General features: G+C 64.7%; 23 protein-coding genes and 1 pseudogene. 18 read left to right on the top strand and 6 right to left on the bottom strand.

From position 1 onward, the window contains the following. Positions 1–31 precede the first annotated feature (31 nt). From putA to ABLE85_RS05425, 3 genes are all read left to right on the top strand, one after another. Entirely contained in the window at positions 32–3,658 is a 3,627-nt protein-coding gene (gene putA / locus ABLE85_RS05435) for a bifunctional proline dehydrogenase/L-glutamate gamma-semialdehyde dehydrogenase PutA (protein WP_348791686.1), read from the top strand. 160 nt (positions 3,659–3,818) lie between these two features. Next, positions 3,819–4,244, top strand: coding sequence for a DoxX family protein (locus tag ABLE85_RS05430; RefSeq protein WP_348791685.1), 426 nt, complete (start codon positions 3,819–3,821; stop codon positions 4,242–4,244). Between the two features lie 52 nt (positions 4,245–4,296). Beyond that, on the top strand, positions 4,297–4,713 hold the full coding sequence (locus ABLE85_RS05425; RefSeq protein ID WP_348791684.1) for a VOC family protein: 417 nt from the start codon (positions 4,297–4,299) through the stop codon (positions 4,711–4,713). A gap of 12 nt (positions 4,714–4,725) precedes the next feature. Here ABLE85_RS05425 and ABLE85_RS05420 read toward each other — a convergent pair whose 3' ends face one another. From ABLE85_RS05420 to hemB, 4 genes are all read right to left on the bottom strand, one after another. Next, positions 4,726–5,622: a DMT family transporter gene (locus tag ABLE85_RS05420; protein ID WP_348791683.1), complete on the bottom strand. Its 897-nt coding sequence runs from the start codon at positions 5,620–5,622 to the stop codon at positions 4,726–4,728. A 55-nt stretch (positions 5,623–5,677) separates the two neighbouring features. Further along, positions 5,678–6,436: an arginyltransferase gene (locus tag ABLE85_RS05415; protein ID WP_348791682.1), complete on the bottom strand. Its 759-nt coding sequence runs from the start codon at positions 6,434–6,436 to the stop codon at positions 5,678–5,680. Positions 6,437–6,584: 148 nt separating this feature from the next. Beyond that, complete coding sequence (locus tag ABLE85_RS05410; protein ID WP_348791681.1) at positions 6,585–7,055, bottom strand: RDD family protein; 471 nt, start codon at positions 7,053–7,055, stop codon at positions 6,585–6,587. Positions 7,056–7,187: 132 nt separating this feature from the next. Further along, positions 7,188–8,219, bottom strand: a complete 1,032-nt coding sequence (gene hemB / locus ABLE85_RS05405) for a porphobilinogen synthase (RefSeq protein WP_348791680.1) — start codon at positions 8,217–8,219, stop codon at positions 7,188–7,190. Positions 8,220–8,396: 177 nt separating this feature from the next. Between hemB and ABLE85_RS05400 the strand changes: the two genes are divergently transcribed. The 12 genes and pseudogenes from ABLE85_RS05400 (at position 8,397) to ABLE85_RS05345 (ending at position 18,636) form a co-directional block, all read left to right on the top strand. After that, on the top strand, positions 8,397–9,440 hold the full coding sequence (locus tag ABLE85_RS05400; protein WP_348791679.1) for an enoyl-CoA hydratase/isomerase family protein: 1,044 nt from the start codon (positions 8,397–8,399) through the stop codon (positions 9,438–9,440). Next, on the top strand, positions 9,437–9,868 hold the full coding sequence (locus ABLE85_RS05395) for a DUF6163 family protein (RefSeq protein WP_348791678.1): 432 nt from the start codon (positions 9,437–9,439) through the stop codon (positions 9,866–9,868). Before ABLE85_RS05400 ends, ABLE85_RS05395 begins: the two co-directional genes overlap by 4 nt. Positions 9,869–10,034: 166 nt before the next feature. Further along, entirely contained in the window at positions 10,035–10,550 is a 516-nt protein-coding gene (locus ABLE85_RS05390) for a winged helix DNA-binding protein (RefSeq protein ID WP_348791677.1), read from the top strand. Positions 10,551–10,944: 394 nt separating this feature from the next. Next, complete coding sequence (locus ABLE85_RS05385; protein ID WP_348791676.1) at positions 10,945–12,198, top strand: L,D-transpeptidase family protein; 1,254 nt, start codon at positions 10,945–10,947, stop codon at positions 12,196–12,198. Between the two features lie 262 nt (positions 12,199–12,460). Further along, positions 12,461–13,774 (top strand): serine hydroxymethyltransferase, encoded by a 1,314-nt coding sequence (gene glyA, locus ABLE85_RS05380; protein ID WP_348791675.1) that lies wholly within the window; start codon positions 12,461–12,463, stop codon positions 13,772–13,774. A 272-nt stretch (positions 13,775–14,046) separates the two neighbouring features. Then, positions 14,047–14,526, top strand: a complete 480-nt coding sequence (gene nrdR / locus ABLE85_RS05375; RefSeq protein WP_348791674.1) for a transcriptional regulator NrdR — start codon at positions 14,047–14,049, stop codon at positions 14,524–14,526. Further along, a complete protein-coding gene (ribD, locus tag ABLE85_RS05370) occupies positions 14,513–15,634 on the top strand; it encodes a bifunctional diaminohydroxyphosphoribosylaminopyrimidine deaminase/5-amino-6-(5-phosphoribosylamino)uracil reductase RibD (protein WP_348791673.1) in 1,122 nt (373 codons plus the stop codon). Before nrdR ends, ribD begins: the two co-directional genes overlap by 14 nt. Beyond that, entirely contained in the window at positions 15,634–16,242 is a 609-nt protein-coding gene (locus ABLE85_RS05365) for a riboflavin synthase (RefSeq protein ID WP_348791672.1), read from the top strand. Before ribD ends, ABLE85_RS05365 begins: the two co-directional genes overlap by 1 nt. Further along, positions 16,243–16,359: pseudogene (locus tag ABLE85_RS05360) on the top strand (type II toxin-antitoxin system RelE/ParE family toxin); the annotation flags it as partial. A 95-nt stretch (positions 16,360–16,454) separates the two neighbouring features. Further along, a complete protein-coding gene (gene ribH, locus ABLE85_RS05355) occupies positions 16,455–16,910 on the top strand; it encodes a 6,7-dimethyl-8-ribityllumazine synthase (RefSeq protein WP_348791671.1) in 456 nt (151 codons plus the stop codon). A gap of 2 nt (positions 16,911–16,912) precedes the next feature. Next, positions 16,913–17,413, top strand: a complete 501-nt coding sequence (nusB, locus tag ABLE85_RS05350; RefSeq protein ID WP_348791670.1) for a transcription antitermination factor NusB — start codon at positions 16,913–16,915, stop codon at positions 17,411–17,413. Further along, positions 17,410–18,636, top strand: a complete 1,227-nt coding sequence (locus ABLE85_RS05345; protein WP_348791669.1) for an MFS transporter — start codon at positions 17,410–17,412, stop codon at positions 18,634–18,636. Before nusB ends, ABLE85_RS05345 begins: the two co-directional genes overlap by 4 nt. 340 nt (positions 18,637–18,976) lie before the next feature. Here the strand turns inward: ABLE85_RS05345 and ABLE85_RS05340 are convergent, their stop codons facing one another. Continuing rightward, positions 18,977–19,297, bottom strand: a complete 321-nt coding sequence (locus ABLE85_RS05340; RefSeq protein ID WP_348791668.1) for a hypothetical protein — start codon at positions 19,295–19,297, stop codon at positions 18,977–18,979. Here ABLE85_RS05340 and ABLE85_RS05335 point away from each other — a divergent pair. Next, on the top strand, positions 19,290–19,784 hold the full coding sequence (locus ABLE85_RS05335; RefSeq protein ID WP_348791667.1) for a DUF2165 domain-containing protein: 495 nt from the start codon (positions 19,290–19,292) through the stop codon (positions 19,782–19,784). The two genes, ABLE85_RS05340 and ABLE85_RS05335, sit on opposite strands and share 8 nt — an antisense overlap. 255 nt (positions 19,785–20,039) lie before the next feature. After that, positions 20,040–22,184: a sodium-translocating pyrophosphatase gene (locus tag ABLE85_RS05330; RefSeq protein WP_348791666.1), complete on the top strand. Its 2,145-nt coding sequence runs from the start codon at positions 20,040–20,042 to the stop codon at positions 22,182–22,184. A 123-nt stretch (positions 22,185–22,307) separates the two neighbouring features. Here ABLE85_RS05330 and ABLE85_RS05325 read toward each other — a convergent pair whose 3' ends face one another. Next, positions 22,308–22,817, bottom strand: coding sequence for an outer membrane protein assembly factor BamE (locus ABLE85_RS05325; RefSeq protein ID WP_348791665.1), 510 nt, complete (start codon positions 22,815–22,817; stop codon positions 22,308–22,310). A 125-nt stretch (positions 22,818–22,942) separates the two neighbouring features. On the opposite strand from ABLE85_RS05325, the gene ABLE85_RS05320 reads away from it, so the two are divergent. Further along, positions 22,943–23,476: a ubiquinol-cytochrome C chaperone family protein gene (locus ABLE85_RS05320; RefSeq protein WP_348791664.1), complete on the top strand. Its 534-nt coding sequence runs from the start codon at positions 22,943–22,945 to the stop codon at positions 23,474–23,476. Positions 23,477–23,491 lie beyond the last annotated feature (15 nt).

Raw genomic sequence — 23,491 nt, 5'->3', positions numbered from 1 at the left:
AACAGCCCTACAACCGTTTCGTTCCAGCAGGATGTCCATGACCGCTCCATTGCTCGATTCCATCCGCAAGCAGATTCGCGCCAACTACCTCCCCGATGAAGACAAGGCCTTGGCCAGGCTTGTCGAAGCGGCGGGTTTGAGCGAGGCCGAGCGCAAGGCGATTTCCGCCCGCGCCGTCGGTCTGGTGAATGCCGTGCGCGGCTCGACCGACCCGCGCCTGATGGAAGTCTTCCTTTCCGCCTATGGCCTGTCGACCAAGGAGGGCGTGGCGCTGATGTGCCTGGCCGAGGCGCTGCTGCGCGTGCCCGACACGCAGACCATGGACGACCTGATCCAGGACAAGATCGCCCCGCACGACTGGTCGGCCCACGGCAGCAGCTCCAGCTCCATTTTCGTGAACGCCTCGACCTGGGCGCTGATGCTCACCGGCCGCGTGCTCGACGAGAGCGAGGACGGCATCGCCGGCACGCTGCATGCCATGGTTCGCCGGCTGGGCGAGCCCGTCATCCGCAAGGCGGTGGCGGCGGCCATGCGCGAGATGGGCGAGCAGTTCGTGCTCGGCCGCACCATCGAGGAAGCCGTCAAGCGCGGCCGCTCGATGATCGCCAAGGGCTACCTCTATTCCTACGACATGCTGGGCGAGGCGGCCCGCACCGAAGAGGATGCGCTGCGCTATCTGCGCGCCTATGCCGATGCCATCGCCTCGCTTTCCGCCCACTCCAAGGGGCAGGACATTCGCTACAACCCCGGCATCTCGGTAAAGCTGTCGGCCATCCATCCGCGCTACGAGGAAGCGCAGAAGGAAACCATGCTGCCGGTCATGGCCGAGCGCCTGCTGTCTCTCGCCGTCGCCGCCAAGAAGGCCCGCATGGGCCTCAACATCGATGCCGAAGAGGCTGACCGTCTCGACCTGTCGCTCGACGTCATCGAGCGCGTGCTGGCCGATCCGCAGCTGGAAGGCTGGGACGGCTTTGGCGTCGTCGTGCAGGCCTATGGCCCGCGCTGCGCCTTCGCCATCGACTGGCTTTATGCGCTGGCCCAGAAATACGACCGCAAGATCATGGTGCGCCTGGTCAAGGGCGCCTATTGGGACACCGAAATCAAGCGCGCACAGACGCTCGGCCTCGACGGCTATCCGGTGTTCACGCGCAAGGCCAACACCGACGTTTCCTATATCTCCTGCGCCAAGAAGCTGCTGTCGATGACCGACCGCATCTACCCGCAGTTCGCCGGCCACAACGCGCACACCGTTTCGGCCATCCTCGCCATGGCGCCTGACCGCACCTGCTTCGAATTCCAGCGCCTGCATGGAATGGGCGAGGCGCTGCACGAGACGGTGCGCAAGGCCGAAGGCACCCGCTGCCGCATCTATGCGCCAGTCGGCGCGCATTCGGACCTGCTCGCCTATCTGGTGCGCCGCCTGCTTGAAAACGGCGCCAACTCCTCCTTCGTCCACCAGCTCACCGATGTGAGCGTCAAGGCCGAGGACATCGCCCGCGATCCGTTCGATACTGTCGCCACGCAGGGGCCGGCCGCCAACCCGGCCATTCCGCGGCCCCTGGCCATCTTCGGCGCCGGCCGCATCAACGCCAAGGGCTTTGACATCACTGATCCGGTGACGCTGGCCGCCCTCGACAAGGCGCGCCAGGAATTCGCCGGGGCTGAGCAGTGGCACGCCAAGCCCATCACGCGCGCGGTCGGCGAGGGCGCCAGGCGGCCGGTCGTCAACCCGGCCAAGCCCGGCGACATCGTCGGCACCGTGACGGAAGCCGCGCCCAAGCAAGTCGACACCGCCGTGCGCATCGCGCTCGAGGCGCAGCCGGCCTGGGCCGCACGTCCCGTGGCCGAGCGCGCCGAAGCCTTGCGCCGCGCCGCCGACCTCTACGAAGCCAACGCCGCCGAGTTCTTCGCGCTTGCCACCCGCGAGGCCGGCAAGACGCTGGCCGATGGCGTGGCCGAGCTGCGCGAAGCGGTCGACTTCCTGCGCTACTACGCCGCCGAAGCCGCCAAGGCCGAGGCCGGCACAGAGGCGCGCGGCGTCATCGTCTGCATCTCGCCCTGGAACTTCCCGCTCGCCATCTTCACCGGCCAGATCGCGGCAGCGCTGGTCACCGGCAACAGCGTGATCGCCAAGCCGGCCGAACAAACGCCGCTGATCGCCTTCCGCGCCGTCGAACTGCTGCGCAAGGCAGGTATTCCGGAAGACGTGATCCAGCTTCTGCCGGGTGACGGCCCGACCGTCGGCGCGCCGCTGACGGCCGATCCGCGCATCGCCGGCGTCTGCTTCACCGGCTCCACCGAAGTCGCCAAGGTCATCGAGAAGCAGCTTGCCGAGACCGCGGCACCCGACGCCATGCTGGTGGCCGAGACCGGCGGTCTCAACGCCATGATCGTCGATTCCACTGCGCTGCCCGAACAGGCGGTGCGCGACATCGTCGCCTCGTCCTTCCAGAGTGCTGGCCAGCGCTGCTCGGCGCTTCGCGTCCTCTATGTCCAGAAGGACGTCGAGAAGAAGATGCTGCACATGCTGAAGGGCGCGATGGACGCGCTCAACATTGGCGATCCGTGGCAGATCTCCACCGATGTCGGCCCGGTCATCGACGAAGAGGCGCAGGCTTCCATCCGCGACTACAGCGCCAAAATGGAAGCGCAGGGCCGCCTCGTCGCCAAGCTCGACGCGCCGAAGGACGGTCGCTTCGTGGCGCCGCACGTGTTCCGCGTCTCCGGTATAGGCGAAATGGAGCGCGAGGTTTTTGGTCCCGTGCTGCATGTTGCGACGTTCGAGGCCGAGGAGATCGACAAGGTCATCGCCGACATCAACACGAAGGGTTTTGGCCTGACCTTCGGCCTGCACACCCGCATCGAGGGCCGCGTGCAGCACTTCGTCGACGGCATCCACGCCGGCAACATCTACGTTAACCGCAACCAGATCGGCGCGGTCGTCGGCTCGCAGCCCTTCGGCGGCGAGGGGCTTTCGGGCACCGGCCCCAAGGCTGGCGGCCCGCACTATCTGCGCCGCTTCCGCCGCGCTGCCGTCGCCGGCGGTAATGCGCCGGTCGCGGCCAAGCCGGTGACGGCCGCCGAGATTGCCTCGCGCTTCCCGCAAGGAGCTTTCGAATGGAGCCAGGCGAGCGACCGCATCGCGACCCTGCGCAAGCATCTGAGGGGTAAGGCTGCTGCCGCAATCGCAGCCGCTGCCGCGCTGGATTATGGCCAGGTCGACCTGCCCGGACCGACGGGTGAGGCCAACACGCTGGCCCTGACGCCGCGCGGCCGCGCGCTCTGCCTCGGGCTGGATGCGGAAACGCTGCTGGCGCAGGTCGTCCAGGCGCTTGCCGCCGGCAATGCCGTGCTGGCCGTGGCGCCCGGCGCTCCCGCCGCGCTCCATGCGCTCATCGGCAAGGGCCTGCCGATTGCTGCCATTGACGGCGAGGTACTGGCCGAGGCGCTTGCTTCGCTCGATCTTGGCGTCGTCGGTTTCTCAGGCGATGCCGGGCATGCGAAAAAGATCCGAAAGGCGCTCGCCGCCCGCAAGGGCCCGATCGTGCCCCTGGTCGGCGAGGTCATCTATCCGGCGGCCTATGCGCATGAGCGCGCCGTCTGCGTCGACACTACGGCGGCCGGAGGCAACGCCAGCCTGCTCGCAGGCGCTTCCTGATCTGCTTCGGCGCGGCCCCATCGGCCGCGCCGGCAGCTTTCCCACGGCGGCGGGAGAAAGAATTCCGGCGGGGACGTCGGCAGTCCTCCCTCTGGCGCGTCCTTGAGGCGAGTTCGAGGCGATCGAACTCGATCCGCAGGACCACCAGAGGGAGAGACCCATGCAAGCCATCTCGCAAACCGCCTACGCTGAACCAGCCTCCATCTCCACTCGGGCATACTGGGCAGGCTGGATCGTCAGCGGCCTGCTGATCCTGTTCCTCGTGTTCGACGCGGCGATCAAGCTGGTGCCGCTCGAAGTGGTCACCGAGACCATGGGCGGGCTCGGCTGGCCGGCAGATGCGGCCGTGGCCCGCACGCTGGGCGTGCTTACCCTCATCTGCACCGTTCTCTATGCAATTCCCCGAACTTCGGTTCTCGGCGCGATCCTGCTGACCGGCTATCTCGGCGGGGCGATCGCCACGCATCTGCGCATCGGCAACCCAATGCTCACCCACACGTTGTTCGGCCTCTACCTCGGCGTCATGGCCTGGGGCGGGCTCTATCTGCGCGACGCGCGGTTGCGTGCGCTTCCTTGGCGGCGCTAGGTGTGCATTATCGTCCTGTCGGGGCAACACATCCTCAACTGGAGATCAGTCGATGAAGATGAGTCCGTATCTGGCCTTCAACGGCAATTGTGAAGAAGCGTTCAAATACTACGAGAAGGTTTTGGGCGGGAAGATCGTCATCATGATGCCCCATGCCGGTAGCCCGGCCGAGGAGCATGTTCCCGCCGAGTGGCGTGACAAGATCATGCATGCGCGGCTGACCTTTGGCGACGACCAGGTGCTGATGGGGTCGGATGCGCCGCCTCAATACCGCACTACGATGAGCGGCTTCTCGGTCTCGCTTCAGTTCACCGATGTTGCCGAGGCCGAGCGCGTCTTCAACGCGCTGGCCGACAAGGGGCAGGTCAAGATGCCGATTGGCAAGACGTTCTGGGCCGAGCGCTTCGGCATGGTGATCGACCGCTTCGGTACGCCCTGGATGGTCAATTGCGAGGCTGCCGACGCCTGAGCGGCCTCAACCTCACGCCGGCTGTCGCACGGCCAATGCCGCCCGGCGCCGGCCGTCATGCAACTGCCACAGCGAATGCGCGACCAGCGCGGTGATCAGTATGGCGCCGCCGATCAGGCTGTTGCGGGTGGGAACCTCGGCGAAAATCATCCATACCCATATCGGCGCCAGCACAGTTTCGAGCAGGTAGAACATCGCCACTTCCGGGCTCGACAGATATCTCGGCCCGTTGGCAAGGCAGAAGAACGAGATCGGCATCACCACCGCGCCGTTGAAAATGATCCACCAAGGCGCGGAGACGTTGATGCCCGTCTGGGACACCATCACCGCGGCTACCGTGAACGGAAACACCACGCCGACCAGCGAGGCGAGGCCCATCTCCTGGCCGCTGGCGCGCGAGATGGTGATGGCCGAGGCGATGCAGAGCGCCGAAATCAGACCCATCAGATTGCCGAACATCTGCCCGGTGCCGATCGAATCCCAAACGATGATCAGCACGCCCATGATCATGACCACCATGGTGGCAAGCGTCACCGGCTTGGGCCGCTCCTTCAGGAACAGCCACGACAGCAGCGCCGCGAACATGGTGTTGAAGGCCAGGATGAAGACGAGGTTCGCGGTCGAGGTGTGGTAGACCCCGGTGATGAAGGCGACCGAACCCAGGCCGTAGAGCGCGGCCACCAACAGCCCTGCGCGACCGGGAATGAGCTTCGGGGCCTTACTGCTGAGCGAGCGCCAGACAGCCCAGATGATCAGCGCCATGATGAAGGTGGTGCCGGTGCGCAGGAAGAGGATCGTCCAGCTGTCGCCGCCGGCGAGACGGATCAACGGGATGTCGACGGTGAGCGTCAGGCCGCCGATCGCGGTCAGCGCAAGCCCTTTGGCATGGTTGTGGCTGGATGCAGACAAGGAAGCTTGCTCCGGGGGAAGGAAGGGATGATGTGCCGCTACGATTCGATGCCGGTCAGACGGCTTCAGGCACGTAGCGCTCCCAGCCTTTCGACCCCAGGTGCTCCTGCGGCGTGAAGCGCACCTTATAGCTCATCTTGCGCGAACCATTGACCCAATAGCCCAGATAGACATGGGGCAGCCCTGCGGCACGTGCGCGCGCAATGTGGTCGAGGATCATGAAGGTGCCAAGCGAGCGCTCGGCCAAATCCGGATCGAAGTAGGAATAGACCATCGACAGGCCGTCGACCATTATGTCCGACAGCGCGACCGCGATCAGTTCGCCCCGGCCCTTGCCGGTGATGAAGCTGTCGGGCCCGCGCCGGCGGTACTCGATGATCTTGGTCTTGACGTGGGTGTCTTCCACCATCATCGCATAGTCGAGCACGGTCATGTCCGACATGCCGCCCCGGCGGTGGCGGGCGTCGAGATATTTGCGGAAGAGGGAATACTGTTCCGTCGAGGGCTCCGCCTCGTGCAGCGAGCCGATCAGGTCGGCATTGTGGTGCAGGACGCGCCGCATGTTTCGCGTCGGCGCGAATTCGTTGGCGAGGATGCGCACCGACACACAGGCCCGGCAGGTTTCGCAGGCCGGGCGGTAGGCGATGTTCTGCGAGCGGCGGAAGCCGCCCTGCGTCAGCAGGTCGTTCATCTCCGGCGCCTTCTCGCCCACAAGATGGGTGAACACCTTGCGTTCGAACTGGCCGTCAATGTAGGGGCATGGCGAAGGCGCCGTCAAAAAGAACTGCGGGGACTGGGTCGGATGCTGAGTCATCGCGCGTCGATATCGGTCTCGAACTAAAACCCAATATTACCCCCACCTTGGCTGGACCGGCAAAAAATTCAACTGGATATTGGCCAATGGTCTCATGGCCGATCACAAATCCGCGCGGCGCGCCCGTTCGCGCCGCCAAATCCGAAAATCAGCGGTCGCTGCGCGTTACCACCGTGCCCAACAGCAGGTCGTGCAAGGTGCGCTTGCGGTCGGTGAAAAGTGTCGCCAGCAGGATGAGCGGCGTCAGCACCACGTTGCCGGCCCAGAACAGCACGGTGTGCACCACCGCCAGCAGCCCGTCGACGGGCTTGCCGTCGAGGCGGTCGAGGCGGATGCCCATCATGCGCATGCCGGTGGTGGCCTGGTTGCGGCCGCCAAGCGTGTTCCAGACATAGATCATCGCTACCAGCGGAAACAGCACGCCGAACAGGCCCCAGCCGAGGCCGAGCGTGATGATGCCGAGCAGGAACACGAGAATGGCGAAGGGGATCATCAGAAGGCCGATGATCAGGTAGTCGATGCAGAAGGCGACGACCCGGCGCGTCAGCACGCCTTCATAGGCGCGGACGTCATCCAGCCGCGTCGTGATGATTTCGCCGTCGAGAACACGCGTGGTCATATTCACCTTCCTTGTCGGGGCGGGAGGAATCCCGCCGCCACGACCCTACAAGAAATGGTGACGGGCGGCGACGATTCAAGAACCAGATCGTCCTTGCACGCGACGTGTGTCGGCCGCCCTTTTCTCTTGCAACTACCCCTTCAGCATCTCGGCCACCTGGGGCGCGAAATAGGTAAGGACGCCGTCGCAGCCGGCGCGCTTGAAGGCCAGCAGGCTTTCCAGCATCGCCTTCTCGCCGTCGAGCCAGCCGTTGGCCGCGGCGGCCTTGATCATCGCGTATTCGCCCGACACCTGGTAGGCGAAGGTCGGCACCTGGAACTCGTCCTTCAGCCGGCGGATGATGTCGAGATAGGGCAGGCCCGGCTTCACCATAAGCATGTCGGCGCCTTCGGCCAGATCCTGCTCGGCCTCGCGCAGCGCCTCGTCGCTGTTGGCATGGTCGATGTAATAGGTCTTCTTGTCGCCCTTGAGCAGGCCCTGCGTGCCGATGGCTTCGCGGTAGGGGCCGTAGAAGGCCGAGGCGAACTTGGTCGCGTAGGACATGATCGCCACGTCCTGGAAGCCGTTGGCGTCGAGCGCGTCGCGGATCGCGCCGATGCGGCCGTCCATCATGTCCGAGGGCGCGATGATGTCGGCGCCGGCGGCGGCCTGGATGACGGCGGCGGCGGCCACCTGTTCCACGGTCTCGTCGTTCACGATGATACCGTCGCGCAGGATGCCGTCATGGCCGTGGCTGGTGAAGGGGTCGAGCGCGACGTCGGTGATGATGCCGATCTCGGGCACGGCCGCCTTGATGGCGGTGGTGGCGCGGTTGATGACGTTCTGCGGGTCGAGGATGTGCGAGCCGGTCTCGTCGCGCAACGCCATGTCGACATTGGGGAAGGTGGCAATCGCCGGAATGCCCAGCTTGGCGGCGCGCTCCACCTCCTTCACCGCGAGGTCGATCGAGAGCCGGAACACGCCTGGCATGGCCGGGATGGGCTCGCGCCGGTCCTTGCCGTCGATGACGAAGATCGGCCAGATCAGGTCGTCCACGCTCAGCCGATTCTCCTGCACCAGCCGTCGCGACCAGTCGGCCTTGCGCATGCGCCGCAGCCGTCGGCTGCCGGTGATTTCGTCCACGGAGCGCGTGCCGGCAGGCTTCGGGCGGGGCATATTGTTCATCGGGGCATTCTCCAGAGCTTGGCCGCTTTTTAACATGTGGGCCGGGCGATCACCAAGCCGGACGGATGGGGCCAAGGCCTTGTTTGGCGCCTCCGGACGCGGAAACATTGACGCACCCGGCCTCGTTCCGTAGCACTTACGGTCCCGGCTGGCGGGTGAACAGGTAAGGATTCGTCCATGGATTTTGGCGGCGGCGACGAGATCCGCTTCGAGCGGCTGGGCAAGGCCGGCGTCGTCACGCTCACGCGTCCCAAGGCGCTCAACGCGCTCACCCATGGCATGGTCCAGGCGCTGGCGCGCGCGCTCACCGCGTGGGAAGCCGATCCGGCGGTGGCGCTGGTTGTCGTCAAGGCCGAGGGCAGGGCGTTCTGCGCCGGTGGCGATATTCTGGACATCTACAACGCCGGCCGCGCCGGCAATCCGCCGGTTGAGTTCTTCGTCGACGAATACCGGCTCAACGCTGCCATCGCGCGTTTCCCAAAACCCTATGTCGCGCTGATCGATGGAATCGTCATGGGCGGCGGCGTCGGGATTTCCTGCCACGGCTCGCATCGGGTGATGACCGAGAACGCGCAGTTCGCCATGCCGGAGGTCGGCATCGGCTTCTTCCCCGATGTCGGCGGCAGCCACATCCTGCCCCGCCTCAAGGACAGCTTCGGCATGTATCTGGGCCTCACCGGCAACCGCATCCGCTACGGCGACGCGCTCTGGTCCGGTCTGGCAACGCACACGGCGAAATCCGAACGCCTGGGCGCCCTGATCGAGCGGCTGGCCGAGACTGGCGATCCGGATTTGGCGTCGCGCGAGGCCTCCGAAACCGTCGAGCACGAGACCGGCCCTGATGCGCTGGACGCGATCGCCAGGTATTTTTCCAGGCCGTCGCTCGCCGAAATCATCGCTGGCCTTGAGGCGGCTGCGCCGGTGGACGAGTTCGCCGCGGCGACGCTGGCCACCGTCCGGGGCCGCTCGCCGACCAGCCTCCATGTTGCCTTCCGGCAGATCACGGCCGGGGCCGGGCTCTCGATGGACGACTGCATGCTCATGGAGTTCCGCATCCTCAACCGCATGCTGCATGGTCACGATTTTTACGAAGGCATCCGCGCCGCGCTTGTCGACAGGGACAACAAGCCGACGTGGCAACCGGCATCGCTCGAGGCTGTCGATCCGGCGGCGATCGACGCTTACTTCACGCCGCTGCCGAACGGGGAACTGGTACTGTGAGCGAGCGTCTGATCAAGCCGAACAGCATCCTGGGCTTATCCGCCGCCGAGGCCGCCTTCGCGTGGTTCCTGCGCATCATCGCGGTCTACTGCCTGCTGTTCGGCGTTCTCTACTGGGTCCGCCTGATCGGCTTTTACGACGCACCGCTGTGGCGGTTCGATCGGATGCCGGTCTACTGGCAGGTGACGGCGACCATGCTGGCCGTCTTCTATCCCTTCGCCGCGATCGGCCTGTGGATGCTGGCGTCGTGGGGGCCGGTGATCTGGTTCATCTGCGCGGCCACGGAGATGACCATGTATGCGGGCTTCCCCGAACTGTTCGGGCACCGGCTCGCCGTTGTCATTTCCCAAATCCTCGTGATGCTTCTTTATGTGGCGTTCCGGACGGTGATCTTCCTGCAGAAAAGGCAGACGGAACGACAAGGTTAACAGACCCCCATCGGGTCGCCGTTTGTTAACCTTCCGGGCAAGGTCATTCCAGGTAAGGCGTTGTTAAGCCTGGTGTTTAAGTCGAATTTTATGGGTCGGCGCTAGTCTCGCGATCAAGGTGAGAAAAACAAAACAATCACCTCGGCGACAAACGAGAGGCAAGACCATGATCAATTCCCGTCCCGCGGCGAAGACCGCCATTGTATCCGACGATCGCGCCGATGCGATCCGTTCCCTTTACATGGAATCTCTGCAGCTTGTCGAACGGCTGCACCGTCGTTTGCTTGACGTGATCAAGGACGAGTTCGACCGTAACGGCCGCAGCGACATCAACGCCGTCCAGGCTCTGCTGCTGTTCAACATCGGCAACGCCGAGCTGACCGCCGGCGAGCTGCGCTCGCGGGGCTACTATCTGGGCTCGAATGTCTCTTACAACCTGAAGAAGCTGGTCGAGCTCGGTTTCATCAACCATCAGCGCTCGCGCATCGACCGTCGTTCGGTCCGCGTCAGCCTGACGGACAAGGGTGCCGAGGTGGCGGAAGTTGTGGGCAAGCTCTACGAGCGCCACATCGGCTCGATCGAGCAGGTCGGCGGCATCAATGCCGACGAGTTCCAGCAGATGAACCGCGCCCTGCAGCGTCTCGACCGCTTCTGGAATGACACCATCGCCTACCGCATGTAAAGCAGGCTGCCTGTTCCGTCGCGCCGGACAAGGTCCGGCGGCGGTGGAGGGAAGCTCCATGCCGTCCGGACAAGCCGCGACACGTCACGAATCGCGGCACATCGCAACTCCAGTCAGGGTCAGTGTTGCCGTCGCGACACTGGCCCATCTTTTTGCTGGCGTACCCGCCGGCTCTGCTCTAAGGCCACGTTAACGCCATATTCGGATGGATACCCGGGTGGGTAACTGGACCGCCAGCGCAGAGGGATTGCTTGCGGGGGAACTCCGATCGACACAGGGCGCAAAATGCCCGCGGTGTCGGGGTTATGGTTGGCTAATTGTTAAGAGTGGCCGACATACATTGCGGACAATTTTGTCCGTTCGGTGCAATGCAGGATAGATGTCTGGAATGCCCATGAATACAACTCGCCGTTCTCTTCTCGCAACCGCAGGCGCGCTTGCCTTGACCGCGATAGCCGGTGGCGCCGGTGCGCAGAACGTCGTCGATGAAGTGCTGCAGTCCTCGCGCCGGGGCAACTGGAACGACACGTTCGACGCGCGCGCCAGTGAGGGCGGCAAGGTCGCCTCGACTCTCCCCGTTTTCAGCCCGCAGACGGTCTTCTTCGTCGAGCAGGCCATAGCCCAGTATCAGGACATCGTCGCTCGGGGCGGCTGGCCGGTCGTGCCGGCCACCAAGAAGCTGCAGCTCGGCGTCAGCGATCCGGACGTGCAGGTGTTGCGCCAGCGCCTGATGGTCTCCGGCGATCTGTCGCAGCAGGCTGGCATCTCGCCTTCCTTCGACACTTATGTCGACGCGGCGGTCAAGCGCTTCCAGGCCCGCCACGGCTTGCCTGCCGACGGCGTCCTCGGCGCTTACAGCTATGCCGCGATGAACATCAGCGCCCAGGTGCGCCTCGGCCAGCTCGAGACCAATCTGGGACGGCTGCGGACCCAGGCCGGCACGCTCGGCGAACGCTACGTCAACGTCAACATTCCGGCGGCCCAGGTCGAGGCGGTCGAGAACGACCGCGTGGTGCTGCGCCATACGGCCATCGTCGGCAAGGTCGATCGCCAGTCGCCGATCGTCAATTCGAAGATCAACGAGATCATCGTCAATCCGTACTGGAACGCGCCGGTGTCGATCGTCCGCAAGGACATCATCCCGCTGATGCGCAAGAACCCGAACTATCTCAAGGACAACCACATCCGCCTGTTTGCTCCGAATGGCGGCGAGGTCGACCCGATGACGGTCGACTGGTCGACGGAGGAAGCGGCCAAGTATCTGTTCCGCCAGGATCCGGGCGCCATCAACGCCATGGCCTCGGTCAAGATCAACTTCCCGAGCCCGGACGGCGTCTATATGCATGACACGCCGCAGCAGAGCCTGTTCGGCAAGCTGATGCGCTTCGATTCCTCGGGCTGCGTGCGCGTCCAGAACGTTCGCGACCTGGTCACCTGGGTTCTGCGCGACACGCCGGGCTGGAACCGCCAGCGTTTCGAGCAGACCATCAAGTCCGGCGTCAACACGCCGGTGCCGGTCACCAACCCGGTGCCGGTTTACTTCACCTATATCTCCGCGTGGTCGACGGGTGACGGTGTCGTTCAGTTCCGCGACGACATCTACGGCCGCGACGGGGTCCAGGAGTTGCAGATTTCGTCGGCGCAGTAAACGCGAAGGCAGAACGCCGAAAATAATGGGAGGGGCCGTCCGCTGGGCGGCCCTTTCCCTTTGCAGCTACCAATTGCCGCAAAGGGGGGATTTGCCGCAAAGGGACAACCAAATTTCGCGCCGCGTACGTGGCGACCCTGCGGCAAGTGTGCTATGGGCGCGCCTTGTGCCGCAAATCCCGGGAGGGGCATCGGGATTTCGGCGGCTATCACGGTCCAACATGCTCCACAGCCGCGCCCCAGGCAGCAAGGATTTACCCGACATGGCAAGAGACTCGGCCGAATTCCAGCACTTCGAATCCTTCTTCGGCACGACGCTTGCCGATGCCGATCCGGAGATCTTCGGCGCCATCCGCAATGAACTCGGCCGCCAGCGCCATGAGATCGAGCTGATCGCGTCCGAAAACATCGTCAGCCGCGCCGTGCTCGAGGCGCAGGGCTCGATCATGACCAACAAATACGCCGAGGGCTATCCGGGCAAGCGCTACTATGGCGGCTGCCAGTTCGTCGACGTGGCCGAGGAACTCGCCATCGAGCGCGCCAAGAAGCTGTTTGGCTGCAACTTCGCCAACGTCCAGCCGAACTCCGGCAGCCAGATGAACCAGGCGGTGTTCTTGGCGCTGCTGCAGCCGGGCGACGCCTTCATGGGCCTCGACCTCAATTCGGGTGGCCACCTGACCCACGGCTCGCCGGTCAACATGTCCGGCAAGTGGTTCAAGCCGATTTCCTATGGCGTGCGCAAGGACGACCACCTGCTCGACATGGACGAGGTGGAGAAGCTGGCGCACCAGCACAAGCCCAAGCTGATCCTGGCCGGCGGCACTGCCTATTCGCGCATCTGGGACTGGAAGCGTTTCCGCGAGATCGCCGATGCGATCGGCGCCTACCTCATGGTCGACATGGCCCACATCGCCGGTCTCGTCGCCGGTGGCCAGCATCCGTCGCCGCTGCCCTACGCCCACGTCGTCACCACCACCACGCACAAGTCGCTGCGCGGACCCCGCGGCGGCATGATCCTCACCAATGACGAGGAAATCGCCAAGAAGATGAACTCGGCCGTGTTCCCCGGCCTGCAGGGCGGCCCGCTGATGCACGTCATCGCCGCCAAGGCCGTGGCCTTCGGCGAGGCGCTGAAGCCCGAGTTCAAGACCTATGCGGCCAACATCGTCGCCAACGCCAAGGCGCTGTCCGAGAGCCTGAAGGACACCGGCCTCGACATCGTCTCGGGCGGCACCGACAACCACCTGATGCTGGTCGACCTGCGCCCCAAGAACGCCACCGGCAAGCGCGCCGAGGCCGCTCTCGGCCGCGCCAACATCACCTGCAACAAGAACGGCATTCCCTTCGACCCGGAAAAGCCCTTCGTCACCTCGGGTGTCCGTCTCGGCACGCCCGCCGGCACGACCCGTGGTTTCGGCCAGGCCGAATTCCGCGAAATCGGCAATCTCATCGCCGAGGTGCTGGACGGTCTGAAGGCAGCGAACTCCGATGAAGGCAACGCCTCCGTCGAGGCTGCGGTGAAGCAGAAGGTGGTTGCGCTGACCGATCGCTTCCCGCTCTATCCGTATCTCGGATAAGTCCATATCGAGCGTGTTTCGGAACGGCTGTCGCGTTGAGTTCGCGGCAGCCGTTTTGTTTATGGCGGGGTGGGGCATGGAGTGTGCGGAAGCGCCCGTTTTGCCGCTGAGGCATGGCCGACACACAAGCGGTGGCGACAATTTCCTGCACAAAGACAAGATACGGACCGTTCACCGCGTAACAGCATTGGATTTCCGCCTTCTTGCTTCCTACTTGAACGGAAAGCCACTAGCTTCGGGGCCTGAAAGAATCGCGAGCGAGCGGGATATCCATGCGCTGCCCTTACTGCCAATCGGAAGACACCCAGGTCAAAGACTCCCGCCCCGCCGAAGACGGCGCGGCGATCCGCCGCCGGCGGGTTTGCCCGGATTGCGGCGGTCGCTTCACCACCTTCGAGCGCGTGCAGCTTCGCGATCTCGTGGTGGTCAAGAAGTCGGGCCGCAAGGTGCCGTTCAGCCGCGACAAGCTGCTGCGCTCGATGGAGATTGCCTGCCGCAAGCGCAATGTCGATCCCGAGCGTATCGACCGCGCCGTCACCGGCATCGTTCGTCAGCTCGAAAGCTCGGGCGAGACCGAAGTCACCACCGGCGAGATCGGCCGGCTGGTCATGGAGGCACTGAAGGCGCTCGACGACGTCGCCTATGTCCGCTTCGCCTCCGTCTATCGCAATTTCCGCGAGGCCAAGGATTTTCATGACGTCCTCGGCGAGCTGAAGGGCGAGGACGAAGAGGAGCAGCATGGCGAGCAGTAACGCGGATCAGACGGTAATCGACCGCCGGTTCATGGCGGCGGCGCTGCGGCTGTCGCGCAAGCATGCCGGGCTCACCGGCACCAATCCGGCTGTCGGCACGCTGATCGTCCGCGACGACGGCAACGGCCCGGTGATCGTCGGGCGCGGCGTGACCGCTCTCGGCGGCCGGCCGCATGCGGAAGCCGAGGCACTGGCGGAGGCCGGCGAGAAGGCGCGCGGCGCCACGGCTTACGTCACGCTCGAACCCTGCGCCCACCACGGCCGCACGCCGCCTTGCGCTAACGCACTCGTTGCTGCCGGAGTGACCCGGGTCGTCGGTGCGGCCAGCGATCCAGACCCGCGCGTTGCGGGCAAGGGCTATGCCATCCTGCGCGCCGCCGGCATCGAGGTGGTCGAGCGCGTCATGGCCGATGAGGCCAGCGACCAGCTCTCCGGCTATCTCAGCCGCTCCGTAAGGATGCGCCCGCAAGTCACGCTAAAGCTTGCGCTTTCGGCCGATGGCATGATCGGCCGGCCAGGCGAGGGGCAGATCTCCATAACCGGGCCGATCTCGCGCCGGCAGGTCCATCTCATGCGCGCCGAGGCCGACGTCATCGTCGTCGGCATCAACACTGCTCTCGCCGACGACCCCGAACTGACCGTGCGTCTGCCCGGCCTGGAAAGCCGTTCGCCGGTGCGCCTCGTGCTCGACCGCCAGGCGCGGCTGTCGCCGCAAGGGCGGTTGGCGCGCTCAGCCGAGGCCGTGCCGGTCTATCTCGCTGTCGGGCAGGAGGCGGATGCCGCCCGCAAAGCCGTGCTTGCTGCGATGGGCGTGAAGCTTCTGGCCACCGACACTTTTGAAGGCCGCATCGCGCTGCCGGAACTGCTGGAAGACCTTGCCGCCCAGGGCATGATGAACGTCATGGTCGAGGGCGGGGCCGAAACGGCCCGCAATCTGCTGGCCGATGACATGGTCGACCGCATCGTCATCTTCCAGGGGCCGGGCTGGCTCGGGACGGATGGCATTGCGGCTCCGATCGATCGAGACCATATCCCTGCCGGGTTTCGGCTGGTGCGCGAGGCGCGCTTCGGCGACGACACCTATGCCGAATGGACGAGAGGTTTTTGATGTTTACTGGAATTGTCACCGATGTGGGCGCCGTCGCCTCCGTTTCGCCGCTGCGTGAGGGCGTGAGGCTGCGCATCGACACGGTTTACGACCCCAAGACCATCGCCATCGGTGCATCGATTGCCTGCAGCGGCATCTGCCTGACCGTCGTTTCCCTGCCTGAAGCGGAGTCGAACAGCCGCTGGTTCGAGGTCGAGGCCTGGGAAGAAGCGCTGCGCCTCACTACAGCCTCCGGCTGGAAGGCCGGCACGCGGCTGAACCTCGAGCGGGCGCTGAAGATCGGCGACGAACTCGGCGGCCATATCGTGTCCGGCCATGTCGACGGCATGGCCGAGATCGTGGCGCGGCAAGACGAGGGCGACGCCGTGCGTTTCACGCTGGAAGCGCCGCGCGAATACGCCAAATTCATCGCGCCCAAGGGCTCGGTAGCGCTCGACGGCACCTCGCTGACCGTCAACAAGGTGGATGGCACGCGCTTCGACGTGCTGCTCATCCACCATTCACTGCAGGTCACCACCTGGGGCGAACGCCAGGTTGGTGACCGCGTCAATCTCGAGGTCGACACCATGGCCCGCTACGCGGCGCGGTTGGCCGAGGCTGCCGAGTAAGAGTTTGCGCCGCGCGAGGTTCGACGCGTTCTGGTCGGACGCTATGAAATGCGCTACGAGATCCGGGGTTCGACCATTTTCGTGTTGCGCTTGTGGCATGCGCGGGAGGATCGTTAGGAACGATGCAAGTGCGACCCTATCGCCGATCCGTCAATCTTGCGCTTGCGAAGTCGGCCGCTTCGGCCTAAGTCACCGCCTTTCCGGAGACTAACATGGCCAGCACTAGACCACCCCACCTGCTCATCGTCGAAGCCCGTTTCTATGACGACCTGGCCGACGCACTGCTCGAGGGCGCCAAGGCGGCGCTCGACGAAGCCGGCGCCACTTATGAGGTGGTCACGGTTCCGGGCGCGCTGGAAATTCCGGCGGTGATCTCGTTCGCGCTGGACGGTGCCGAGAATGGCGGTACGGACTATGACGGTTTCGTCGCGCTGGGCACCGTGATCCGCGGCGAGACCTATCACTTCGACATTGTCGCCAACGAGTCGTGCCGGGCGCTGATGGATCTGGCGATCGACGAATCGATTGCCGTTGGCAATGGCATCCTCACCGTCGAAAACGACGAGCAGGCCTGGGTGCGTGCCCGCCGCCACGAAGGCGACAAGGGCGGCTTCGCGGCGCGCGCGGCGCTGACGATGATCGCGCTGCGCGAGCGTCTGGGAGCCTGATCTTGACCGAGCCTACCGAAAACGCGCGTCCGCAATTGCGACAGGCCAACAAGCGCGGCGCGGCTCGTCTGGCGGCTGTGCAGGCGCTTTACCAGATGGATGTGGCCGGCAGCGGCCTGCTTGAAACCACTGCCGAATACGAGGCCTTCCGCCTCGGCAAGGAAGTCGACGGCGAGCTTTATCGCGAGGCGGACCCGCAGTGGTTCCGCGCCATCCTGGCCGGCGTTGTCGAGAACCAGAAGACGGTTGATCCCGTCATCCGCCAGGCGCTGACCGAGGACTGGCCGCTGTCACGCCTCGACTCGACGCTGCGCGCCATCCTGCGCGCCGGCGTCTACGAGCTGATGCAGCGCGCCGACGTGCCCGTCGCCGTCATCGTCTCGGAATATGTCGACATAGCCAAGGCATTTTACGTCGAGGACGAGCCCAAGCTTGTGAACGCGGTGCTCGACCGCGTGTCGCGCCGCGTGCGCGGCGAAGGGCGGGGCAAGAACGCATCGTGAGTGGGGCGGCCGAGCGCAGCGCCCGGCGAACGGCGGTCATTCTGGCCGCGGCGCAGGCCATCATCGGCTCGGCCACACCAATTTGCATCTCACTGGGCGCATTGGCCGGCCACTACCTCCTCGACGCGGACAAGTCGCTCGCTACCGCTCCCGTGACTGGCTTCAATGTCGGCACGGCAGTGGGGGCGCTGCCCGCCGCAGTCATCATCCGCTGGCTGGGCCACCGCTACGGCTTCATGACGGGCACGCTCGTCACCGCGCTTGGTGGCTTGATTGCCACGATGGCCCTCTTCCAGATGAATTTCTGGCTGTTTGCAGCTGGCCTCATGGCTGTCGGCATCGGCAATGCCTTCGTCCAGCAATTCCGCTTCGCGGCGGCCGACAATGCGCCGAGCGAGTTCAAGGCGCGCGCCATCTCCTTCGTGCTCGCCGGCGGCATCATCACCGCCATTCTGGGGCCGCAGATCGTCATCTTTACACGCGAACTGCTGGCGCCGGTGATGTTTGCCGGCTCCTTCGCGGCAATCCTGGGGCTTGCGGCCATCGGCGCCGTCATCCTGTCGTTCCTGAAGGTGAAGCCGCGCGCGCAGGGCCACGCCGACGCCCAGGACACCGGCCGCCCGCTTTTGCAGATCGTGTCGCAGCCGCGCTTCATGGTGGCGCTTCTTTGCGGCGTCGGCTCCTATGCCCTCATGACCTTCGTCATGACCGGCGCGCCGCTCGCCATGGTCGGTTGCGGCTTCTCGCCCGACGAGGCGACGCTGGGCATTTCCTGGCACGTCATGGCGATGTTCGGGCCGAGTTTCTTCACCGGCCGGCTGATCCACCGCTTCGGCGCCGCCACCATCGTCTCCACGGGCTTCGTGTTGCTGGTTGGTTGCGCGCTCGTGGCGCTGTCGGGCATCGAGCTATGGCAGTTCTGGACCGCGCTGATCCTGCTCGGGCTGGGCTGGAACTTCGGCTTTATCGGCGCGACCGCGCTGGTGGCCGAGACCTACGAACCCGCAGAAAAGGGCAAGGTGCAGGGTTTTCATGATTTTGTCCTCTTCAGCAGCGTGGCCTTCGCCTCGCTGATGTCGGGCAAGGTCTACAACGCCCATGGCTGGGAGATGCTGAACTGGGTGGTCTTCCCGGTCACGGTCGTCTGCCTGGGAACGCTTGGCTGGCATCTTGCCTCGCGCAGAAGGCTTGCAGCGGCGACGAGTTCGGTCGGCGATTCCTGATCTTTTGGTGAAATCCGGGTGCGCTGCGAGAGAGCATCTGCGCCCCTGGCTTGCTTGACCCGGACTGGTCCCTGAGAGTTCGAGGAATGGATCCCCGCGATCCTGACCTTTCTCGCCGCTCGCCATGCTCACGGCTCGGCGGTCAGGCCGCGAGGATGACGGAGGCGTGGGCGTTCGCGACACGCCCCCGTGCAAAATCTTCGCCGGAAGCAATAATAATCCGTCGTCCTCGGGCCCCGAGCGCGAGCGAAGCGAGCAGTCGAGGGGTTCCGGGGACCCATGCCTCGATCGCCGCGTAGCCAGAGCCGTTTCCAGAATTATCGACTGACGTGGAGACGCCTTAGCGCGGCCCATGCGCCGGATAATCGAGCGTTATCTCCAGCCGGCTGCCTTCGTCGCCTACTATCCAGCGCCGGCGCAGCAGGGCAAAATCGTGGTCGGCGCCTTGAACCCGAACCGTAACCACATCGCCGACCTGGCATTCCGCGGGCAGGGCGGTAGCCAGAACATTGTGTAGAATACCCATCTGCACGGCATAGCTCTTGGCCGTGACGGTCAGGGCGATCACGACACGAGCCGAGATTGCCTTGTCGGGGGGACTCAGTGACTGATGGGGCGGGTTCTTCGAGGACCCGGTCTCAGGAGCTTTTGACATGATCATCCGCTATTCCAAAATAATCATGTGTCTGTGCCTGGGCGTGTTCGCCTTTCTCGTGACTTTCGGAAACATAACCGATTACGGCTCGAATTTCGCCTTCGTCCAGCATGTGCTGAGCATGGACACCACCTTCCCCGGCAATGCGCTCATGTATCGTTCGATCACCAACCCGGCGCTGTGGGCCGCCGGCTACTGGCTGATCATCTTCGGCGAGGGGCTCACCTGCATCATGTTCCTGGCCGCGGCCTGGAAGTTGTGGGAGGCGCGTAACCTGCCGGGAGCCGACTTCAATCAGGCGAAGCGTTTCGTGGTCATCGCCGCCACCATGGGCTTCCTCGTCTGGTACTTCGGCTTCATGGTCGTCGGCGGCGAGTGGTTCGCCATGTGGCAGTCGCAGACCTGGAACGGCCAGGATGCGGCGTTCAAGTTCTACATCACCATCCTAGCGGTGCTGATCTACGTCAACCAACCGGACGGCGATATAGCCTGACACAGCCTGCAAGTGATTCGCCTGCGGCGGGCGCGCATCGCCCCCGCCGCGGGTGTTTGCCGTGCCCAAACGCGGGCAAGACGGCGATTCCCGATCAAATTCCCGATAGCACCTGACGTTCGGTAACCCGACCCTTGACGTTCGGTAACCCGTTTCGCACAACTTGTCACAGACCGTGCGACGTATGGTCGCCGGTCTCAAACGCGTGGCCCGGGGGGAGGTTCTGCTGGGCCCATAATCAGGGAAGATCGGCATATGACCATGCTTTACGTCGTCATTGCCTGCGGCTTGCTATCTGTCCTCTACGCCATCTGGGCGACACGGTCGGTACTTGCATCTGACCAGGGCAGCGCACGCATGCAGGAAATTTCTGCTGCCATCCGGGAGGGGGCACAGGCATATCTTGCGCGTCAATACACCACCATCGCCATGGTTGGCGTGGTGGTTTTCCTTCTGGCTTGGTGGCTGCTTTCGGCTACGGCAGCGATCGGTTTCCTGATCGGCGCGGTGCTTTCGGGCACGGCCGGCTTCATCGGCATGCATGTGTCGGTCCGCGCCAATGTGCGCACCGCGCAGGCGGCCTCCAACAGCCTTGCGGCGGGCCTCGACATCGCCTTCAAGTCCGGCGCCATCACCGGCATGCTGGTGGCGGGCCTCGCCCTGCTCGGCGTCTCCGTCTACTATTGGGTCCTTACCGGCCCGATGGGCCTTGCGCCCGACAACCGCACTGTTATCGACTCGCTGGTCTCGCTCGGCTTCGGCGCCTCGCTGATCTCCATCTTCGCACGCCTGGGCGGCGGCATCTTCACCAAGGGTGCGGACGTCGGCGGCGATCTCGTCGGCAAGGTCGAGGCTGGCATTCCCGAGGATGATCCGCGCAATCCGGCCACCATTGCCGATAATGTCGGTGACAATGTCGGCGACTGCGCCGGCATGGCCGCCGACCTATTCGAGACCTATGCAGTGACGGTCGTCGCCACCATGGTGCTCGGCGCCATCTTCTTCGGCGGCACCGCCGTGCTCGACAGTGTCATGCTCTATCCGCTGGCAATCTGCGGCGCCTGCATCGTCACCTCGATCATCGGCACCTTCTTCGTCAAGCTGGGGGCCAACAACTCGATCATGGGCGCCCTCTACAAGGGCATGATCGCCACCGGCCTGTTGTCCATCCTCGGCCTTGCTGTGGCCACTTCGCTCACCATCGGCTGGGGCGAGGTCGGCACGGCCGGCGGCGCCACCGTGACCGGCAGCCACCTCTTCGTCTGCGGTCTGGTCGGCCTCGTCGTCACCGGCCTAATCGTCGTCATCACCGAATACTACACCGGCACCGGGAAGCGCCCGGTGGTGTCCATCGCCCAGGCGTCGGTCACCGGCCACGGCACCAACGTCATCCAGGGCCTTGCGGTATCGCTGGAATCGACCGCGCTGCCGGCGATCGTCATCGTCGCCGGCATCATCACCACCTATCAGCTTGCCGGCCTCTATGGCATCGCCATAGCGGTCACGACCATGCTCGGCCTCGCCGGCATGATCGTGGCGCTCGACGCCTTCGGCCCGGTCACAGACAATGCCGGCGGCATTGCCGAGATGGCGGGCTTGCCCAAGGAGGTGCGCCAGTCCACCGACGCGCTCGACGCGGTCGGCAACACCACCAAGGCGGTTACCAAGGGCTATGCCATTGGCTCGGCGGGCCTCGGCGCGCTGGTGCTGTTTGCCGCCTATTCGAATGACCTGCGCTACTTCGCGGCCAATGGCGACAGGTTCCCCTACTTCCAGGGCATGGACGAGGTCTCCTTCGACCTTTCCAACCCCTATGTCGTTGCCGGCCTGATCTTCGGTGGCCTCATCCCCTACCTGTTCGGGGGCATCGCCATGACGGCGGTGGGGCGCGCGGCCGGCTCGATCGTTGAGGAGGTGCGTCGCCAGTTCCGGGAAAACCCGGGCATCATGGCCGGCACGCAGCGGCCGGATTACGCGCGCGCGGTCGATCTCCTCACCCGCGCCGCGATCAAGGAGATGATCATTCCCTCGCTGCTGCCGGTGCTGGCGCCTCTCGTCGTCTATTTCGGCGTGCTGCTCATCTCCGGCTCGAAGGCGTCGGCCTTCGCCGCGCTCGGCGCCTCGCTGCTAGGCGTCATCGTCAATGGCCTGTTCGTCGCCATCTCCATGACTTCGGGCGGCGGCGCGTGGGACAACGCCAAGAAGTCCTTCGAGGACGGCTTCACCGACAAGAATGGCGTCAAGCACCAGAAGGGCTCGGAGGCGCACAAGGCCTCGGTGACCGGCGACACGGTGGGCGATCCCTACAAGGACACCGCGGGTCCGGCGGTGAACCCGGCGATCAAGATCACCAACATTGTCGCGCTGCTGCTGCTGGCGGTGCTGGCACACAGCATGTGATCCGATTGGTCGGGATCGCCAACTGGTGAGTCGGCGCGCCTTGCGCCGGCGTCCCAAAGAAAAAACCGCGGAGCGATCCGCGGTTTTTTATTGGATAAGTCGTGCGGCGAGCGGGGCGGGCGTTTATCCGCCCATGCCCGGAAGTGTGGGCTTCGCGGCACCCGGGCCTGCGATGAGCTGGCCGATGAAGGTCTGGTCCTTGCCGCCGGTCGGCGTGGTGCGCGAGATGAAGTCGAACACCTTCCCGTCCTTCAGGCCGTAATTGGCGATCTGGGTGACGCGGCCATCGGCGCCGAAATAGACGGCCAGGATGCGCTGGTCGACCAGATGCGCCTTCATGAAGGCCACCGGGCGCTTTCGCGTCTGGGAGATGTAATAGAACACCTCGTTGTCGAAGGTCGCCGTGGTCGAGGGGCTGCCGAGCGTCAGGAGCACCTGCTCGCGGCTGGAGCCGACCGGAACCATGTCGATCTGCTGCTGGTCGATGACATAGCCCTGGGTCAGCGTCTCGCCGGGGGTCAAGCCGTCGAGGGACTTGGACGCGTTGCAGCCGGACAGCATCGCGGCGGCAAGCATCGTTGCCGCGCCGAGGAGGGCAGGCGAATGGATGGTCTTGAATTTCAGCGAGTCCAACAACAACTCCTTCAAATCAGTCTTGGCGCCCGCACCTTGCACAGAGCCGCAAAACGGGTAAACCAGCTTGCGCCCCGATGCAACAAGGCCACGCGGCGAAACCGTCCCCGAGGAGGCTGCCCGCCATGTTCCAGCGCCTGTTTGGCCGTGAACGCAAAAATCGAACAATAACTGACGCGCTCTATGCCGAAATCGTGGCGGCGGCGCGGCAGCCCTGGTTTTATTCCGAATGGGAAGCGCCCGACACCCCGCTCGGCCGCTTCGAGATGCTGTCGCTGCACATGTTTCTGTTCCAGCACCGCATGCACGACGAAACCGGCGCATCGCGCGAGATCGCGCAGACGCTGATCGACGATTTCTTCGCCGATGTCGAACAATCGCTGCGCGACCTGGGAATCGGCGACATGGGCGTGCCCAAGCGCATGAAGAAGCTGGCGCGCATGCACTACGGGCGCACTGCCGCATACGCTGATGCGCTGGAGCGCGGCGACAAGGCGGCGCTGGCCGCGGCGCTGGAGCGCAACATCCGGCCCGACAGCATGCCCTGGCCGCAGGCCGAGTCACTGGCCGCCTATGTCATCGAGGCCGACAAGGCGCTTGCCGCCCAGTCGTCCGAGAGCATCTTGTCGGGCACCATCCGCTTTCCGGCCGCGGCCTAAGAGAAAACCAAGGAG

Origin of the sequence: Mesorhizobium sp. KR1-2 (assembly GCF_040045035.1) — a bacterium.
Classification (GTDB): Bacteria; Pseudomonadota; Alphaproteobacteria; order Rhizobiales; family Rhizobiaceae; genus Pseudaminobacter.
Note: the sequence above shows the minus strand (reverse complement) of the source record. Positions and strands in the feature narration are given on the sequence as shown.